Here is a 15,963-nt window from a genome sequence, read left to right on the forward strand (position 1 = left end):
AGGTTAGGTGAAATAAATAATTGATATCGGAAGATGTCGTTCAAAAGGTAAAAGAATCTAGTGACATAGTAGAAGTGATAGGAGAGTCAGTAAAGTTGAAAAGAGCTGGCAAGTATTATGTTGGGTTATGCCCATTCCATAATGAGAAATCTCCTTCCTTTACTGTAACACCAGATAAGCAAATCTACAAGTGCTTTGGCTGTGGTGAAGCTGGGAATGTCATAAGTTTTGTTATGAAAACCAGAAATATATCATTTACAGATGCAGTACAGGTTCTTGCAGATAAAGCGAACATAACTATAACGCATGGTAACAATAATGTACAACAACAAAATAATTTGAAATTGTATAACATAAATGTAGAAACAGCTAGATTTTATTTTTATAATTTAAGAGAAAATAAAAATGCAATGCAGTACTTATCAAAGAGAGGTGTCACTACTCAAATAATAAATAAGTTTGGTATTGGGTATGCCTCAGAGAGTTGGGATTCGCTAATTAAATTTCTTAAAGGGAAGGGTTATACAGAACTCGATATGTTAAGCGCGGGGCTCATTATAAAAAGTGAAAAAGGAACTTTTTATGATAGATTTAGAAATAGAATAATATTTCCTGTGTTTGATTATAGGAATAAAGTAATTGGTTTTGGAGGAAGAGTATTAGATAATTCTAAACCTAAGTACTTAAATTCGCCTGAGACTCCAATATTCCACAAGGGAACTAATTTATATGGACTGAATTTTGCAAGTAAGGATGTTAGGGATAGAACGCTTATAATTGTAGAAGGATATATGGATTGTATATCACTTTATCAATATGGAATAAATTATGCTGTAGCTTCACTAGGTACTGCTCTTACACCATCTCAAGCAAAGCTGTTGAAGAGATTTGTAGATAAAATAATTATTTCATATGATGCAGATGCCGCAGGGCAAAATGCAACTTTAAGAGGACTTGATATTTTAAAGGATGAAGGACTTGAAGTTAAGGTGCTTATAGTTCCAGATGGAAAGGATCCAGATGAGTATTTAAAAAACCACGGAAGAGAGGCCTTTGTAAGTTTAATAAAAGATGCTCTTCCAATTGTAGATTATAAATTAGATAAGATAGAAGAAAAAACCAACTTTCAAAACTCACAAGAAGTAGTAAAATATACAGAAGAAGCAACTGAAGTAATCAGAAATCTTCATCCAGTAGAAAAGGATAAATATATAAAGAAGATTTCAACTAAGGTAAAATTAAGTGAAGAAATTTTATATCAAATAGTTAATAAAAAGCACCAAAAGGATGGAAATAATCAAGGAGAAGTGAATATTGAATCCATTTTGGGAAATAAATTATATATAGAACCTACGTATATAAAGGCAGAGAGACTTCTTATAAGGATAAGTATAAAAAAGAGGGAATTAATTTCTTATATTAAGGATAGGATTGAAATAGAGGATATGATATTAGGGTCTCATCAATATATATTTAATACTATACTAGAAAATGAAAATTTACCTTTGGAAGAAATAGGAAGTAAGGTTGAATTAAATAGTCAGAAGTCTGAAATCATAAAGGAGTGGGTAAATATACTTCAAAGTGATATAAGCAATGGGGAAATAGATTATAAGTTGCTTATAGATGATTGTATACGGGAAATAAAAAGATATAAGCTAGAAGAGAAAAAAAATGAAATAATGTCAAGAATAAAACAATATGAAGCTAATGGTAATGTAACTGAATCCATGAAAGTCGCTAAAGAACTTATGAATGTTCAGAAGCAGCTAAATGGTTTGCAGTAAGGGCGGAAGGAGGCCATATATACAATGAAAGATAAAAATGAAAAGATGCAACTTGTAAAAAAACTTATTGAAAAAGGGAAAAAAAGCGGGAGCTTAACCTATAAAGAAGTTATGGATGAATTAGAGGATGTAGAGTTAAGTCCTGAACAAATAGAAAAGATATATGAAGTATTAGAATCTATGGGCATAGATGTTATAGGTGATATACAAGATGCAGATGTGCCACATGAGGAGTTAGATTTATCAATTCCCGAAGGTATTGCTATAGATGATCCTGTAAGAATGTATTTAAAGGAAATAGGTAAGGTTCCATTACTGTCTTCAGAAGAAGAAATGGACTTGGCCCAAAGAATAGAAAATGGAGAACAGGCAGCTAAGAAAAAACTTGCAGAGGCCAATTTAAGGCTTGTAGTAAGCATAGCTAAAAGGTATGTTGGACGCGGTATGCTATTTTTAGATCTTATACAAGAAGGAAATTTAGGACTTATAAAAGCTGTAGAAAAATTTGATTATAGAAAAGGCTTTAAGTTTAGTACCTATGCTACATGGTGGATTAGACAGGCAATAACAAGAGCTATAGCTGATCAAGCAAGAACTATTAGAATACCAGTTCACATGGTAGAAACTATAAATAAATTAATAAGAGTTTCAAGACAGCTATTACAAGAACTAGGAAGGGAACCAATTCCAGAAGAAGTAGCAAAGGAAATGGAAATGCCTGTAGATAAAGTAAGAGAAATAATGAAAATAGCTCAAGAACCTGTGTCTCTTGAAACACCAATAGGGGAAGAAGAAGATAGCCATTTAGGTGACTTTATTCCTGATGATGATGCACCAGCACCAGCAGAAGCTGCAGCATTTACAATGCTTAAAGAACAGCTTATAAATGTGTTAGATACATTAACTCCAAGAGAAGAAAAGGTGTTAAGGCTTAGATTTGGATTAGATGATGGAAGAGCAAGAACACTTGAAGAAGTAGGAAAAGAGTTTAATGTAACAAGAGAAAGAATAAGACAAATAGAAGCAAAAGCTTTAAGAAAATTAAGACATCCAAGTAGAAGTAAAAAATTAAAGGATTATTTAGATTAATATTAATAAAGCACCTTAGGGTGCTTTATTTCTTTCAAAAGTTGGAAAGTGAAGAAAGGAAAGTGTATATGGAATTAAGTTTAAGACTAAGAACTATTTGTAATATGATAGACAGCTGTAAAACTATAGCAGATATAGGTACTGATCATGGATATATTCCAATATATCTTATAAAAAATAAAATATGTGATTTTGCTATAGCTTGTGATATAAATAAAGGACCATTAGAAAAGGCTAAAGAAAACATAAAGTTAGAAAACTTAGAAGATAATATAAGTCTTAGATTAGGTTCTGGATTTGATGTTATAACTCCAGGAGAAGCCAATATGGCTATAATAGCAGGAATGGGAGGACACTTAATAAAAGATTTGATTGAAAGTGGAATGGAAGTATTTAAATCCTTAGATTACTTAATACTTCAGCCAGTGCAAAATCCTGATGTTTTAAGAAAGTATATATATGATAATGGATTTGAAGTTATAAAAGAAGAATTATGTATTGACGAAAAAATATTTTATGAGATAATAAAAATTAGATATGCAAATAAAGAGAAAGATATAAATAATATTGAAAACTCTGTTGAAAATGATATTTTTTATGAAGTAAGTCGAGATTTGATTAATAAAAAACATCCATTAATAGATGAATTTATTCAATATAAGATAAACAAGTATAGTAATATACTTAAATATATACAAGAAGACTCTTCACTAGCAAATCTCAGAAAAAAAGAAGTTAAAGAAAAAATTTATAAATTGGAGGAGTTGTTGAGATAATGTCTTTAAAAATACAAGATATAGCAAATATAATCGAAGAATTTGCTCCAATAAAATTAAAAGAAGACTTTGATAATGTAGGTCTTATGGTAGGAGATGCACAAAAGGAAGTAACTTCTATCTTAATAGCTTTAGATTGTACTTTAGATGTTATTCAAGAAGCAAGTGATAGAGGCTGTAATCTTATAATTTCACATCATCCATTACTTTTTAAAAGACCATCATCTATAACAACAGAGACTATCTTAGGAAGGAAAATAATAAGTCTTATAAAAAATGATATAAGTCTTTATTCAAGTCATACTAATTTAGATGCAACAAAGGATGGCATAAATGATATAATAATGAGTTTACTGGACTTTAAAAACTATGAAATTATTTGTCCAAATAAGAATAGTACAGATAATTTTACGGGATTGGGTAGAATGGCTACGTTAAGTATGCCAGTTACATTAGATGAACTTTGCGATAGAGTGAAAGATTCTTTGGATATAATATCTTTAAAATATATAGGAGATGAAAAAAAGCTAATAAAGAAAGTAGCAGTTATAAATGGAAGTGGGAATGACCTTTTGATAAAAGCTAAAGAATTAGGGGCAGAGTGTATAATCACAGGGGATACTACATATCATTATGCTTCAGATTTGGCTGAAGAGGGGATTTGCCTAATAGACGCAGGTCATTTTCATACAGAATGGCCAGGTATGCAAATAGTTGGAAAGTGGTTAAAAAACAGAATAAAATTAATGGGACATAATATAGAAATAATTCCATCAAATAAGACTATATGTCCTTATAAGTATAAATAGAAATGAGTAGGTGTCTGTTCAAACGAATGGATATCTATTCATTTTTGTTTTTTATTATATAAATTGTAAGTCAAATCATGATAAAGTAATATATCAATCATTTAATATTTAAGGAGGGCTAAGATATGAGTTTAAATAAAAATATTTATGAATTACAGAATGAGTATAATAAAATCAGTGAATGTGATGAAATTTTAAATAATAATTCATATAAATATGAGTTGAAAAAGTTAAAGAAGGAATTTGAAAATTTGAAAATTGAACTTATAAATAAAAATGAAGGATTAAAACAAATAAAGCAAGAAATACTTGAACTTAATATCAATATAAACAATTTAAAAAAGGAAATAGAAGAAGGAAACTATAACTTATATAATAAATCAGGATCCAATTTAAAGCTTATTGATATTATTAACAATAAGCTAAATAATGATAAAAAGATGCTTGTAGAGTTAGATGATAAGATTATAGATATGTTAGAGAGAGAAGAAAAAATACAAGAGGAAAGAAAAGTATTAAGAGATAAGTTAGATAATATTAAAGAAGATTTTTATAACTATAAGGAAAAAGAAAGCAAAAAAATGAATCAGGCTAGCACAGATAAGAAGCTTATTGAAAAGAAAATTACTAATATAAGAGGAAGCATACCTGAGAGATATTTAGATATATTTGATGAAATAAAAAGTAGAAATAAAAAAGTAGCAGTGAAGTTAAATGATAGAATATGTGAAGGATGCAAAATTGAGGTATCAGCAGTAACAATAGATAATATAAATAAAGATAACGAAATAACATTTTGTGATAACTGTGGGAGAATGTTATTTTCTGATAAGAAACCAGAAAATAAATAAGATATTGAAATAAATAGATTTTCAAGCTATGGATAATACTTCTTAACTAATAGATAATATTACCACTAAAAAATAGGTTGATTTTTATGTTCAATGTGTTATAATAGAATTCGCGAGTAAGCCAGACAGTCGCTGCTGTGGAAACACAGGAGAGGAAAGTCCGAGCTCCGTAGGGCAGGGTGCTGGGTAATACCCAGTCAGGGTGACCTGAAGGAAAGTGCAACAGAGATATACCGCCTATTTTATATAGGTAAGGGTGGAAAGGCGAGGTAAGAGCTCACCAGCGCATAGGCGACTATGCGGCTATGTAAACCCCATCTGGAGCAAGATCGAATAGGGAAGCATTATGGGGCTGCCCGTCCCGCTTCCGGGTGTATCGCTTGAGCCTATTGGTAACGATAGGCCTAGATAGATGACTGTTTAACACAGAACTCGGCTTATAGACTTAGTCGCAACATGAAAAGCATCAGGTTAACGCCTGATGCTTTTGTGTTTTATAAATTTGATGATGTATTAATTATAATATATATTTTGGGGCAGATAAAAAATATTAATCCTTTTTCATAGCCATTAAATAATAGTCTGTTCCAAATTCAGAGTTAAATTGGTTTTCTACTTCTCTAATTCTTTTTTGTTGTTGTTCTTGTAAAGCAGCAAACTCAAGATTTTTGTTAGAGTTTGTATTGTTATTATTCATATTTATCACCTCATCTTTAATTGTTTCCAGCAGATTTAATAAATATGTATTGATGAGTTAGAATTTTTGAAAGTATTAAAAAGTGACAAGAGTTAGATGGGTAGAGATATTAATACAGAACTTGGCTCATACGACTTAATCTCGATATAAAAAAGCATCAGGTTAATGCCTGATGCTTTTATGTTTCTACTCAAGTGAATTTGGCATGTCCTCTTTTTTTAATAAATCTCTTATTTCTGTTAACAACTGAATATCAGCTGGAGGAGTAGGCGATTCTACTGGCTTAACATCTTCAATTTTCTCACGCCTAAATTTATTTAATGTTTTTACAACCATAAAAATAGAAAATGCAATTATTAAAAAGTCAACAATGTTTTGTATAAATTGTCCGTAATTCAAAGTTATAGCAGCGTGGTTACCCTCAGCAGCTTTTAAAGTTGTCTTAAGAGATGTAAAGTTTACTCCACCGGTTAATATACCTATAACAGGCATTACTATGTCATTTACTAGTGAAGAAACTATTTTATTAAAGGCGCCACCTATGATAACACCAACTGCTAAATCTACTACATTTCCTTTCATAGCAAATTCTTTAAATTCTTTTAGCATTTAATCACTCCTTGATAATTTTGGCTTAAGCATGATTATATTATATTTAAACTTAAAAACATAGTCAAAGCAAATTTTGATTAACATAATTTACAACATAATACCTTGCTATATAAAAATCATCTTATTATAATATATTTTAGTAGGATGATTAAGGAGGAAATATGAATTTTATTGGATATAGAACATTAAAAACTGCAGTAGGTGCATTTTTAGCTATGATTATAGCGAAAGAAATAGGATTAAAGTATTCAGTAGCTGCAGGTATAATTACTATTTTGAGTATACAAACAACTAAAAGACAGTCGTTACAGGTTGCTATTAAAAGAGTGATTGCATCTATACTTGCATTAGGTATTTCTTTTTTAGCTTTTAATATATTAGGGTATAATGAAATAACCTTTGGGATTTTTATATTAACTTTTATACCTTTAACAGTAAAGTTAAAAGCTGAGGACGGAATAGTTGTAAGTTCGGTACTTGTAACTCATTTGCTAGTAGAAAAATCTACAGATATTTATTGGATGAGAAATGAGCTGGGGCTTATGTTTATAGGAATTGGGGTAGCTCTAATATTAAATCTTTATATGCCAAGTATAGAAGTCCAAATAAAAAAGGATCAAATTTATATTGAAAAAACCATGAAAGATATTTTCATGAAAATGGCAGAAGCAATGAGGGGAGAAGAAACTGATATAAGAAATAAACAATCCATTAGAAGTTTTGAAAAAAAATTAAATAATGCTAGATCACGTGCCTATGATAACTTGAATAATTATTTTACTAAAGACATGAGCTATTATGTAAAGTATATGGAAATGAGAATAAGGCAGTTTGAAGTTATAAAAAGAATGATAAAAAGTTTTAGAAAGTTTTTTGAAACCTATGAACAAACCATTATGATAGCAGATTTTACAGAAAAAGTAGCACGTTCAATATATGAAGAAAACACTGCAGAAAAACTTATAAAGGATTTATATAAATTAAAAAGTATATTTAGAGCTATGCCTCTTCCGACAACTCGTGAGGAATTTGAAAACAGAGCATCATTATTTGAATTTTTAGATGATATGGAGCACTTTTTAAAGATAAAACGTAAGTTTAAAAGAAAATGGGGAGCTAGTATCTAGCTCCTATTTCAAAATCTGCTCTTTTAATCTTTGCCCTGTAGGAGTATCAGCAATGCCTCCTAAGGCTGTTTCTCTAAGTTCCATAGGGAGCTGTCTTCCGACTTTATACATTGCAGCGATGGTTTCATCAAAAGGAATAACACTTTTAATGCCTGCCATAGCCATGTCTGCAGAAGTCAAAGCATTTACTACACCATTTGCATTTCTTAGAGCGCAAGGCACTTCTACAAGTCCTGCAACTGGATCGCATACAAGTCCCATAATATTTTGAATACAAATCGTAGATGAGTGTAAACTCTGGCTAGGAGTACCTCCCATCATTTCAACTATTGCTGCAGAAGCCATGGCAGCTGCCGATCCGCATTCTGCCTGGCATCCACCTTCAGCCCCAGATACGCTGGCATTTTTAGCTATAATTACTCCTACTGTAGAAGCAGTAAATAGAGCTTTTATCATGTCATCTTCACTTTTATTTAGCTTTTCCCCAGCAGAAATTATAGCGGCTGGAAGGATTCCACAGGAGCCTGCAGTAGGACATGCAACTATTTTACCCATGGCAGCATTTATTTCAGAAGAAGAAAGAGCACGGGCCATAGCTTTAGTTACAAACTCTCCTGTAAGACTTAAGCCACCTTGAGAATATTTATAGAGTCTATGAGCGTCGCCTCCAATAAGGCCGCTTACAGATATTACTTCTGTATGAAGAGCCTCATTTGATGAGTTTATCATGACCTGAAAGTTTTTTCTCATTTTTTCAAATATAACATCCTGAGAAAGTCCACTTTCTTCGCTTTCTGCTTCTAAAGCATACTCCCATATGTTTATGTTTTTTTCATCACACATTTTTACTAATTCTTCGCCAGTATTTACAAACATTTTTTAACTCTCCCTTTATATTGAATTTTTATAATTTAATTTATGATAAGCGATTTGTTTTATAGTTGATAGTCTCTAGTTACTAATCACTATGTATATTACTTCTACTAAGGTAATTTATTAGTTTATGCAGTATTTAGTATTAAACTAAAATTTAAAGACTAATCAGATTTAAATACTTTGCATTTTTATTATATCCTAAAAACAAAAAATGGTGGAGGTAAATATGAAATATCTTTAAAAATGTCATTTTAAAGAAAAAAATAGAAAGCCATCTAATAGATGACTTTCATTAAAAATTATAATTTGTGATATACTACTTTATTTCAGTTTCCTCTTTTACTTCTATAGGTGCATACATACTATTCATTAAATCTACAAAGTCTATAGAGTTTGTATTAGTCAATGCTGGTATGTTAATATCTACAGTTTCATTTATTTTAGTTAGGTTTGTGTTAAAGTTTACGTTTAAGTTTAATACACCTTTTAAATCACCTGATGGTTGTGGAGATAATGCAGCGAATTTAGCTAAGTCAACTTTTAGATCCATAGATCCAGTTTCATACATAACATGGCCATCTTCATTTAAGTAATAATCCATCACTATACCTTTGCTGCCTAATAATTCTAATGAAGATAGTTTATTTACAAAATTACTATATTGTAAACTTACATAAGGCATATTTGACATTAAATTTTCTATTTCTACTTTATAGTCTGGCTTAGTCTCGCCTTCAGGATTAGGCATAGCTTCAGTAATAGCACTCATATAAGCTACTATAAATTCCTTAACAGCATCTTTTTGTATAAAGTTTAAAGCGTTATTTCCTGTATAGCTCATAAGTGAGGATAAAGTGCTATTATTTAGTGTAAGTCTATAAACCTCTGCATTTCTTCCATCAGGTGTTTTAGTAACGTCTGATAGCTTTGAAATTATGTTAAGGTTAGGTTTGTAACCTAAAGTATATTCTTTAGCTAAAGCTTCTATTTGAGGAGTAAACTCTTCAACGACTTTATTTAATTTTTCAAAGTCTATAGTAGTTTCTTTAGGATCAGACATTTGTCCCATTTTATTAAAATCAAGTACTAGGTAGTCTTTATCTTTAAGAACTGCCATATTTGGATCAGATGCTGATATTGGCGCTATCGTTTCCTTAGGAAGTTTATAGAGCATTTTCATATTGTTACTTGAATAATCAAGCCACATTGAAGTTTCTTGTGCAGGCATAGCACCCATCATTCCACCAAATTTTACTGATGTTTTTACTTCTTCTTTAACTGTAGTTTTAGTTGGAGAATTAACTTTAACATTAGATGTAAAATCTATCTTATTGCCAATCATAGATACAACCTGATTATAGCCTTCCTGCATTTCTGATGATAAACCAGAAGCTGAAAAGTTTATTGTCGTATTAGAGGAAGCTTCTACAGATTGCATTTGTTTTGCCTCAGCTAATTTACTCCAAAATGCCTGACCCTCTTTTGTATTTGGAAGAGGCTGGTTTAAAGTATCTTCTATGGAGTTACTTATAGAGCCTATTTCTCCAAGGATATACTGAGAAGTATAAGTTGTACCACTTAAATATTGAGTTTGGGCACTGAAGTCCTTGCCGTCTGTAAGAAGTATTGGAGCATTTAATTTAGCAGCTAATACACTTCCAGCTAAAGCATCAGGAAAGTTTTCGCCAGAAGCTATTACAGCATTATTAGTATCTAAGTTAAATGCATTACATACTGCTAAATTAGTAAGATATTTAGTTTTACCTGCAATTCTTACTATATCAGTATCGGTTAAAGAAGGATTAATAGCTTGTACCTGTGAAGTTATTTTAGAAGAAAGCATATTTTCTCCACCGATTATATAAACCTTAGAAGGTTTTATTACATTAAGTTGTGATTTCATAGTATCAGAAATAGAATCCTTAGCACTCATAATAATAGGATAGCCCTTTATAGCCGATATACTAGATATACTTAATGCATCGGCAAAAGCATTGGAATTTACTATAAATACTGGAGTGCCTTTTTTTACAGAAAGCTTACTTACAATATTACTATTTGTTTCAAATCTATTATTGCCAGTTAACCTTTCTGTACTATATCCTAGAGATTTAATTTTGTTTTCGATTTCAGCATCTACACTTGAAGTTCCTCCAAGAATATACACCTTACCTGAAGATTTTAAGTATTTTTGAATATAATCAAATGCGTAGTTATTATCTTTTTCAGTCGTTCCCATAAGAAGAATAGGGGCGTTTAAATTTTTAGCAAGTAAACTTCCGTTTAATGCATCAGCAAATCCTTCACCACTCGCTATTACTACATTGTCTAAGGAATTTGCAACATTATTAAACTTTTCAGCAATAGCATAAGAAGTTGCATAACGGTTTTCTCCACCGAGTCTATTTTGTACTTTAGCACTAGCTGGGCTTGTACAAGTGACGCTAAGCATTACTGCTAAGGTAGCTGATGCCACTAAAGCCTTAATTTTTTTCATAATATAATCTCTCCTTTATGTTTGTAAAAAATTACTTCCTACTAATTTTTCGATTAATAGGAAGTTTATTCCTATATTAGATTATACATCTAATGTTGGTAAATATAAAGAATAATTTAAATTAACTGATTGTAATCTTTAAGGTTTTAATTCGCTTATCTTCTGCTTTTTCAATTTTAAATGTTATATTTTCATATTCTACTATTTCATTATCGTTAGGCATAGCTCCTAACAAATTTACCACAAATCCTCCTATGGTATCTGCATTATCTGTAGGTAAATTTAAATGAAATACTTCATTTATTTCATCTATAGATAAAAGTCCGTCTATCATATATGTATTTGGATCAATTTTAGTAATACTCATATGCATTTCATCATATTCATCGAATATATTTCCCACTATTTCTTCTAGTAAATCTTCCATAGTAACAATACCTGAAAAACCACCGTATTCATCTATAAGTATTGTCATATAGGTTTTGTCCTTTTGCATTTCTTTAAAAAGTACGTCTATAGGTTTAGTTTCAGGTACAAAATAAGCAGGTCTTAAAAGTTTTGTTAAATCTTCAGCTAGGAATTTATTATGTCTTAAACCAAAGAATAAGTCCTTAACGTAGAGTATGCCTATTATATTATCTACATCTTCTTCATATACCGGAACCCTTGAGTATTTTTCTTCTAATATTTTATCTAAAACATCTTCAGTAGGTGCAGTTAGGTCTACGGCAAATACATTAGTTCTTGGAGTCATAATTTCCTTTGCTAAAGTATCATCAAAATCAAATATGCCATTTATCATTTCTTTTTCAGTTTCATTTATAACACCAGTTTCCTGACCAACTTCTATCATCATTTTTATTTCTTCAACGGACACATCTTCTTCGATATTATCGCTATTAATTCCAAATAATCGTCCTAGTACGCTAGTAGAAAGGGTAAGTATTTTAACAAAGGGAAGTGCTACTTTCGAAAAATAAACTATGGGCTTCACCACAGATAAAGCAATATTTTCTGAATTTTGAAGAGCTATTCTCTTTGGTAAAAGTTCTCCAAATACTAGTGTTATATATGAAAGAAGTATTGTCACAATTATTAAGGCAATATTAGAGCTTCCGGGAATATTTAAATTGTTAAGAATCTTAGTCAAAGGTTCAGAAAGTTTTGTGGCAGCAGAAGCACTGGCCAAAAATCCTGCTACAGTTATACCAACTTGAATAGTTGCTAGAAATTTACTAGGCTCATTAGTTAACTTTAAAAGAAGTTTTGCCTTAGAATTATCTTCATCTTCGGCCATACGAGTAATTTTATTTTTATTTATAGACACTATTGCCATTTCGGAAGCGGCAAAAAATGCATTTATAAGTATAAGTATCAAAATAAACAACAAATCAGGTAAAATACTGGGGGAATCATTCATTAAATATAACAGTCCTTTCCAATTAAATAGTATATATATTAAATCATATATTTGGTAAAATTACAATATTTACAACCTATAGAATACATGGCATATTTATTGTAAAATTAGTATGTGGAATTAATATAAAGAAAAAACAAAAAATATAAAAAATTTTCATTTATAATTATACATTTTTGATTATGAGGAGGAATAATAAATGGCTCATATGAATTTTTCTACGGCTAACTGTAAAAATTGTTATAAATGTTTAAGAACATGTCCTGTTAAAGCTATAAGATTTAAAAATGAACAAGCTGAAATAGTGGAAAAAAGATGCATTGGATGTTCTCATTGTCTTGTTATATGTCCACAAAATGCAAGATATATAGAAAGCGATTTGGATAAAGTTAAAAATGCAATAAGTTCAAAAAAAAGAATTATCGCATCTCTTGCGCCATCCTTTGCAGGGTATATTGACGCAGACTATAAAAAGTTCATAGGAGCATTAAAAAAGCTTGGAATTGAAGTTGCTACAGAAACCTCTCTAGGCGCGGAAAGAGTGACGCAGGAATACAAAAAATATATTAAAGAAAACAAAAAGGAAATATATATATCTACCTGTTGTCCATCAGCGAATTACTTAGTGCAAAAATACTATCCAACATTAATACCTTATATAATACCTGTGGTAACTCCTATGACAGCCTCAGGAAAGATATTAAAGGATGTTTATGGCCAGGATAGCTTTGTGGTATTTATAGGCCCTTGTACTGCCAAAAAAATGGAATCAGATAAAGATAAAAATGAAAATGTAGATGGAGTTTTAACTTATGAAGAAGTTTTCAATTGGATGAATGAGGAAAAGATAAACCTAGAAGATGTGGATGAGCAGGAGTTTTATAATATTTCTTCAAATGATTCTAGATCGTATCCTATCACAGGTGGCATTTTAAATGCTATTGGAGAAATAGATAATACCAGTGGGTTTCAGAAAATATCTGTTTCAGGGTTAGAGGAGTGCATGGAAGTTTTTAATTCTTTGTCTAAAGGGGAAATAACAAATGTGCTTTTAGAAGTTAGTGCTTGCTCAGGAAGTTGCATTGGAGGTCCAAGCAGTATAAAAGAGAATAATGGATATTTTAAAAGACTTTCAAGAGTTAAAAGTTATATTAAGAGCAAAGAAGATACTACGCAAAGTGGCAATTATGTACTTAAAGATGGTATTGATTTTTACTGTGAATTTAAAGATGAATCCTTAGGGAAAATTAATCCACATGAAGAATACTTAAAGGCAATAATGAAAAGTATGGGTAAGTTCGGTCCAGATGATGAATTAAATTGCGGGGTATGTGGGTATGATACTTGCAAAGATAAAGCAATTGCTATATATGAAAATATGTCAGAACCTACTATGTGCCTTCATTATATGCGAAGCAAGGCTGAAAAAATTACTAATATGATATTTAAAAACTCAAATGCAATAATGATATTATTAGATGGTGAACTAAATATAAAGGAAATAAATCCAGCGGGAGAGCAGCTTTTTCTTGTAAAAAATGAAAATATAAAGGACAAACCAATATCTGCGCTTATGCAAGATGAAGATTTTATGTATGTAAAAGAAACGATGGATAGTATAAAAGCTAAAAGAGTTGTTCTTTTCAAATATAATGCAGTACTTATAGAGAGTATAGTGTATTTAGAAAAGGAAGACTTGATACTTGCAATAATGGTAAATGTTATGGAGGAAGAGAAGAAAAGACAGGCTTTAGTTAAAGTTAAAGAGAATACATTAAATGCAGCTCAAGAAGTTATAGAAAAACAAATGAGGGTAGCTCAGGAAATAGCAAGCCTTTTAGGAGAAACTACTGCAGAAACAAAGCTTATACTTACAAAGCTTAAGAAGGTTGTTGAAGGGGAAGAAGGTGAAATTAGATGAGCCTTTTCTTAGATGTTGCTTTTCAAAGCCTAGTCAAGTATAATGAAGAACTTTGTGGAGATATAGTAGAGGTTATAAGACTTAAGGACAGGCTTATAGTAGTTATGGCAGATGGGTTAGGAAGCGGAGTCAAGGCTAACATATTAGCAACACTTACGGCAAAGATAACATCTACTATGTTAAAAGGAGGAGCAGATATATATGAAACTATGGATACTGTAGTAAATACACTACCTATTTGCAAAGAAAGAAACATAGCATATGCTACATTTACTTTAGTGCAGATATACGAAGATGGAGAAACATATTTAGTTGAGTATGAAAACCCATCATTCATACTTGTAAGAGCAGGAAGCCACATGGACATGCCTAAAAAAGAAATTGTTATAAATGAAAAAAAAATTGTAGAAAGTAGATTTTATATTAAAGAAGGAGATGCCCTTGTCATATTAAGTGATGGAGTTGTAAATGCAGGACCAGGAAATACAATGAATATGAATTGGAGCGTAGATAATATAAGAGATTATCTAGAAAGAAGCATATCAAGTCAAATTGATGCAAAAATCACAACAGAAGATTTAATAGACATAACCTATAGTTTATATAGTGGAAGATGCTATGATGATGCCACAGTAGTTACTATTAAAGCGGTAATGCCTAAATATGTAGATTTATTTACAGGACCTCCATTAAATAAAGAAGTAGATTCAAAGCTTATAAAAGAATTTATGAAATCTCGAGGTAAAAAAATAATATGTGGAGGAACTGCGGGAAATATTGCAGCAAGGGAGCTTAAAAGAAAAATTAAGGTAAGCACAGAAAAAATATATAATGGGGTACCGCCAACAGGAAAAATGGAAGGAATAGATCTAATAACTGAAGGAGTAGTTACATTAAATAGAGCTATAGAAAATATTAAAAAGTATAAAGATAATTTTGATAATGGAAATAAAGGAATGAAGATAATTGGAGAAGATGGGGCTTCAAAGCTTACAAGAATACTTATAAATGAATGTACTCATTTAACTTTATGGATAGGAAAAGCTACAAATCCTGCCCATAAAAAGGACGACTTCCCAAAGGAGCTAAGCATAAAATTAAAACTGATAAAGGAACTTAGAGATATAATGGTGGAGCTTGGGAAAAAGGTAGAAGTGAAGGAGATATAAATACTAAATAATAATTAAATTAGATATATGTTTTAATAATTGAATTAATTGATTAATGATGTTTAAGATGTTTATAATATTTAAGATAATAAATTATAAAAAAATTAAAAACCTATTGACATTATATTAACTGTGATTTAGAATTGGATTACAGTCAATGATCAGAAAGAGTAGATATGGAAGTTTAGTTTTAGCGAATCTGGGGTGGTGCAAGCCAGGTACTGTAGTCTATATTGAATGGGTCTGTGAGATGAAATGCCAATTAGGTTTAAGTTGTAATTACCTATAGTAGCATTATCCGGGAATCCACCGTTAAAAGGATAGGATATCGA

At 30.7% G+C, this 15,963-nt stretch carries 13 protein-coding genes, 1 other RNA gene and 1 other annotated feature (1 of these 15 cut by a window edge); of the genes, 9 read left to right on the plus strand and 5 right to left on the minus strand.

What is annotated here, in order from left to right:
* Positions 1-20: 20 nt before the first annotated feature.
* The 6 genes from dnaG (at position 21) to rnpB (ending at position 5,768) form a co-directional block, all read left to right on the plus strand.
* Positions 21-1,787 carry a DNA primase gene (gene dnaG, locus JOC70_RS08475; protein ID WP_204598427.1) on the plus strand — a complete coding sequence of 589 codons (1,767 nt, stop codon included), beginning with the start codon at positions 21-23 and terminating at the stop codon, positions 1,785-1,787.
* Positions 1,788-1,811: 24 nt separating this feature from the next.
* A complete protein-coding gene (gene rpoD / locus JOC70_RS08480; RefSeq protein WP_204598428.1) occupies positions 1,812-2,876 on the plus strand; it encodes an RNA polymerase sigma factor RpoD in 1,065 nt (354 codons plus the stop codon).
* 68 nt (positions 2,877-2,944) lie between these two features.
* The gene (locus tag JOC70_RS08485) at positions 2,945-3,652 is read left to right on the plus strand and encodes a tRNA (adenine(22)-N(1))-methyltransferase (protein ID WP_204598429.1); all 708 of its coding nucleotides are present in this window, start codon (positions 2,945-2,947) and stop codon (positions 3,650-3,652) included.
* Positions 3,652-4,461: a Nif3-like dinuclear metal center hexameric protein gene (locus JOC70_RS08490; RefSeq protein WP_204598430.1), complete on the plus strand. Its 810-nt coding sequence runs from the start codon at positions 3,652-3,654 to the stop codon at positions 4,459-4,461. The genes JOC70_RS08485 and JOC70_RS08490 overlap by 1 nt, the downstream gene beginning before the upstream one ends.
* 125 nt (positions 4,462-4,586) lie before the next feature.
* Entirely contained in the window at positions 4,587-5,312 is a 726-nt protein-coding gene (locus JOC70_RS08495) for a zinc ribbon domain-containing protein (protein WP_204598431.1), read from the plus strand.
* A gap of 113 nt (positions 5,313-5,425) precedes the next feature.
* An RNA gene (gene rnpB / locus JOC70_RS08500) (RNase P RNA component class A) lies at positions 5,426-5,768 on the plus strand.
* Positions 5,769-5,862: 94 nt separating this feature from the next.
* Here the strand turns inward: rnpB and JOC70_RS08505 are convergent.
* Positions 5,863-6,009 (minus strand): polynucleotide phosphorylase, encoded by a 147-nt coding sequence (locus tag JOC70_RS08505; RefSeq protein WP_204598432.1) that lies wholly within the window; start codon positions 6,007-6,009, stop codon positions 5,863-5,865.
* A 186-nt stretch (positions 6,010-6,195) separates the two neighbouring features.
* Entirely contained in the window at positions 6,196-6,618 is a 423-nt protein-coding gene (mscL, locus tag JOC70_RS08510) for a large-conductance mechanosensitive channel protein MscL (RefSeq protein ID WP_204598433.1), read from the minus strand.
* A gap of 164 nt (positions 6,619-6,782) precedes the next feature.
* Between mscL and JOC70_RS08515 the strand changes: the two genes are divergently transcribed.
* Positions 6,783-7,748 carry an aromatic acid exporter family protein gene (locus JOC70_RS08515; RefSeq protein ID WP_204598434.1) on the plus strand — a complete coding sequence of 322 codons (966 nt, stop codon included), beginning with the start codon at positions 6,783-6,785 and terminating at the stop codon, positions 7,746-7,748.
* A 3-nt stretch (positions 7,749-7,751) separates the two neighbouring features.
* Here JOC70_RS08515 and sdaAA read toward each other — a convergent pair whose 3' ends face one another.
* The 3 genes from sdaAA to JOC70_RS08530 form a co-directional block, all read right to left on the minus strand.
* Complete coding sequence (gene sdaAA, locus JOC70_RS08520; RefSeq protein ID WP_204598435.1) at positions 7,752-8,624, minus strand: L-serine ammonia-lyase, iron-sulfur-dependent, subunit alpha; 873 nt, start codon at positions 8,622-8,624, stop codon at positions 7,752-7,754.
* 316 nt (positions 8,625-8,940) lie between these two features.
* Positions 8,941-11,121, minus strand: a complete 2,181-nt coding sequence (locus tag JOC70_RS08525; protein ID WP_204598436.1) for a cell wall-binding repeat-containing protein — start codon at positions 11,119-11,121, stop codon at positions 8,941-8,943.
* A gap of 121 nt (positions 11,122-11,242) precedes the next feature.
* A complete protein-coding gene (locus tag JOC70_RS08530) occupies positions 11,243-12,541 on the minus strand; it encodes a hemolysin family protein (protein WP_204598437.1) in 1,299 nt (432 codons plus the stop codon).
* 199 nt (positions 12,542-12,740) lie between these two features.
* Here JOC70_RS08530 and JOC70_RS08535 point away from each other — a divergent pair, with 199 nt between their 5' ends.
* On the plus strand, positions 12,741-14,462 hold the full coding sequence (locus JOC70_RS08535; protein WP_204598438.1) for a [Fe-Fe] hydrogenase large subunit C-terminal domain-containing protein: 1,722 nt from the start codon (positions 12,741-12,743) through the stop codon (positions 14,460-14,462).
* A complete protein-coding gene (locus tag JOC70_RS08540; RefSeq protein ID WP_204598439.1) occupies positions 14,459-15,631 on the plus strand; it encodes a SpoIIE family protein phosphatase in 1,173 nt (390 codons plus the stop codon). The genes JOC70_RS08535 and JOC70_RS08540 overlap by 4 nt, the downstream gene beginning before the upstream one ends.
* 148 nt (positions 15,632-15,779) lie before the next feature.
* Positions 15,780-15,963, plus strand: a binding site (T-box leader) (it continues 70 nt past the right edge of the window).

The sequence above is a fragment of the Clostridium pascui genome (assembly GCF_016908015.1).
GTDB classification, from domain to species: Bacteria; Bacillota; Clostridia; order Clostridiales; family Clostridiaceae; genus Clostridium_AK; species Clostridium_AK pascui.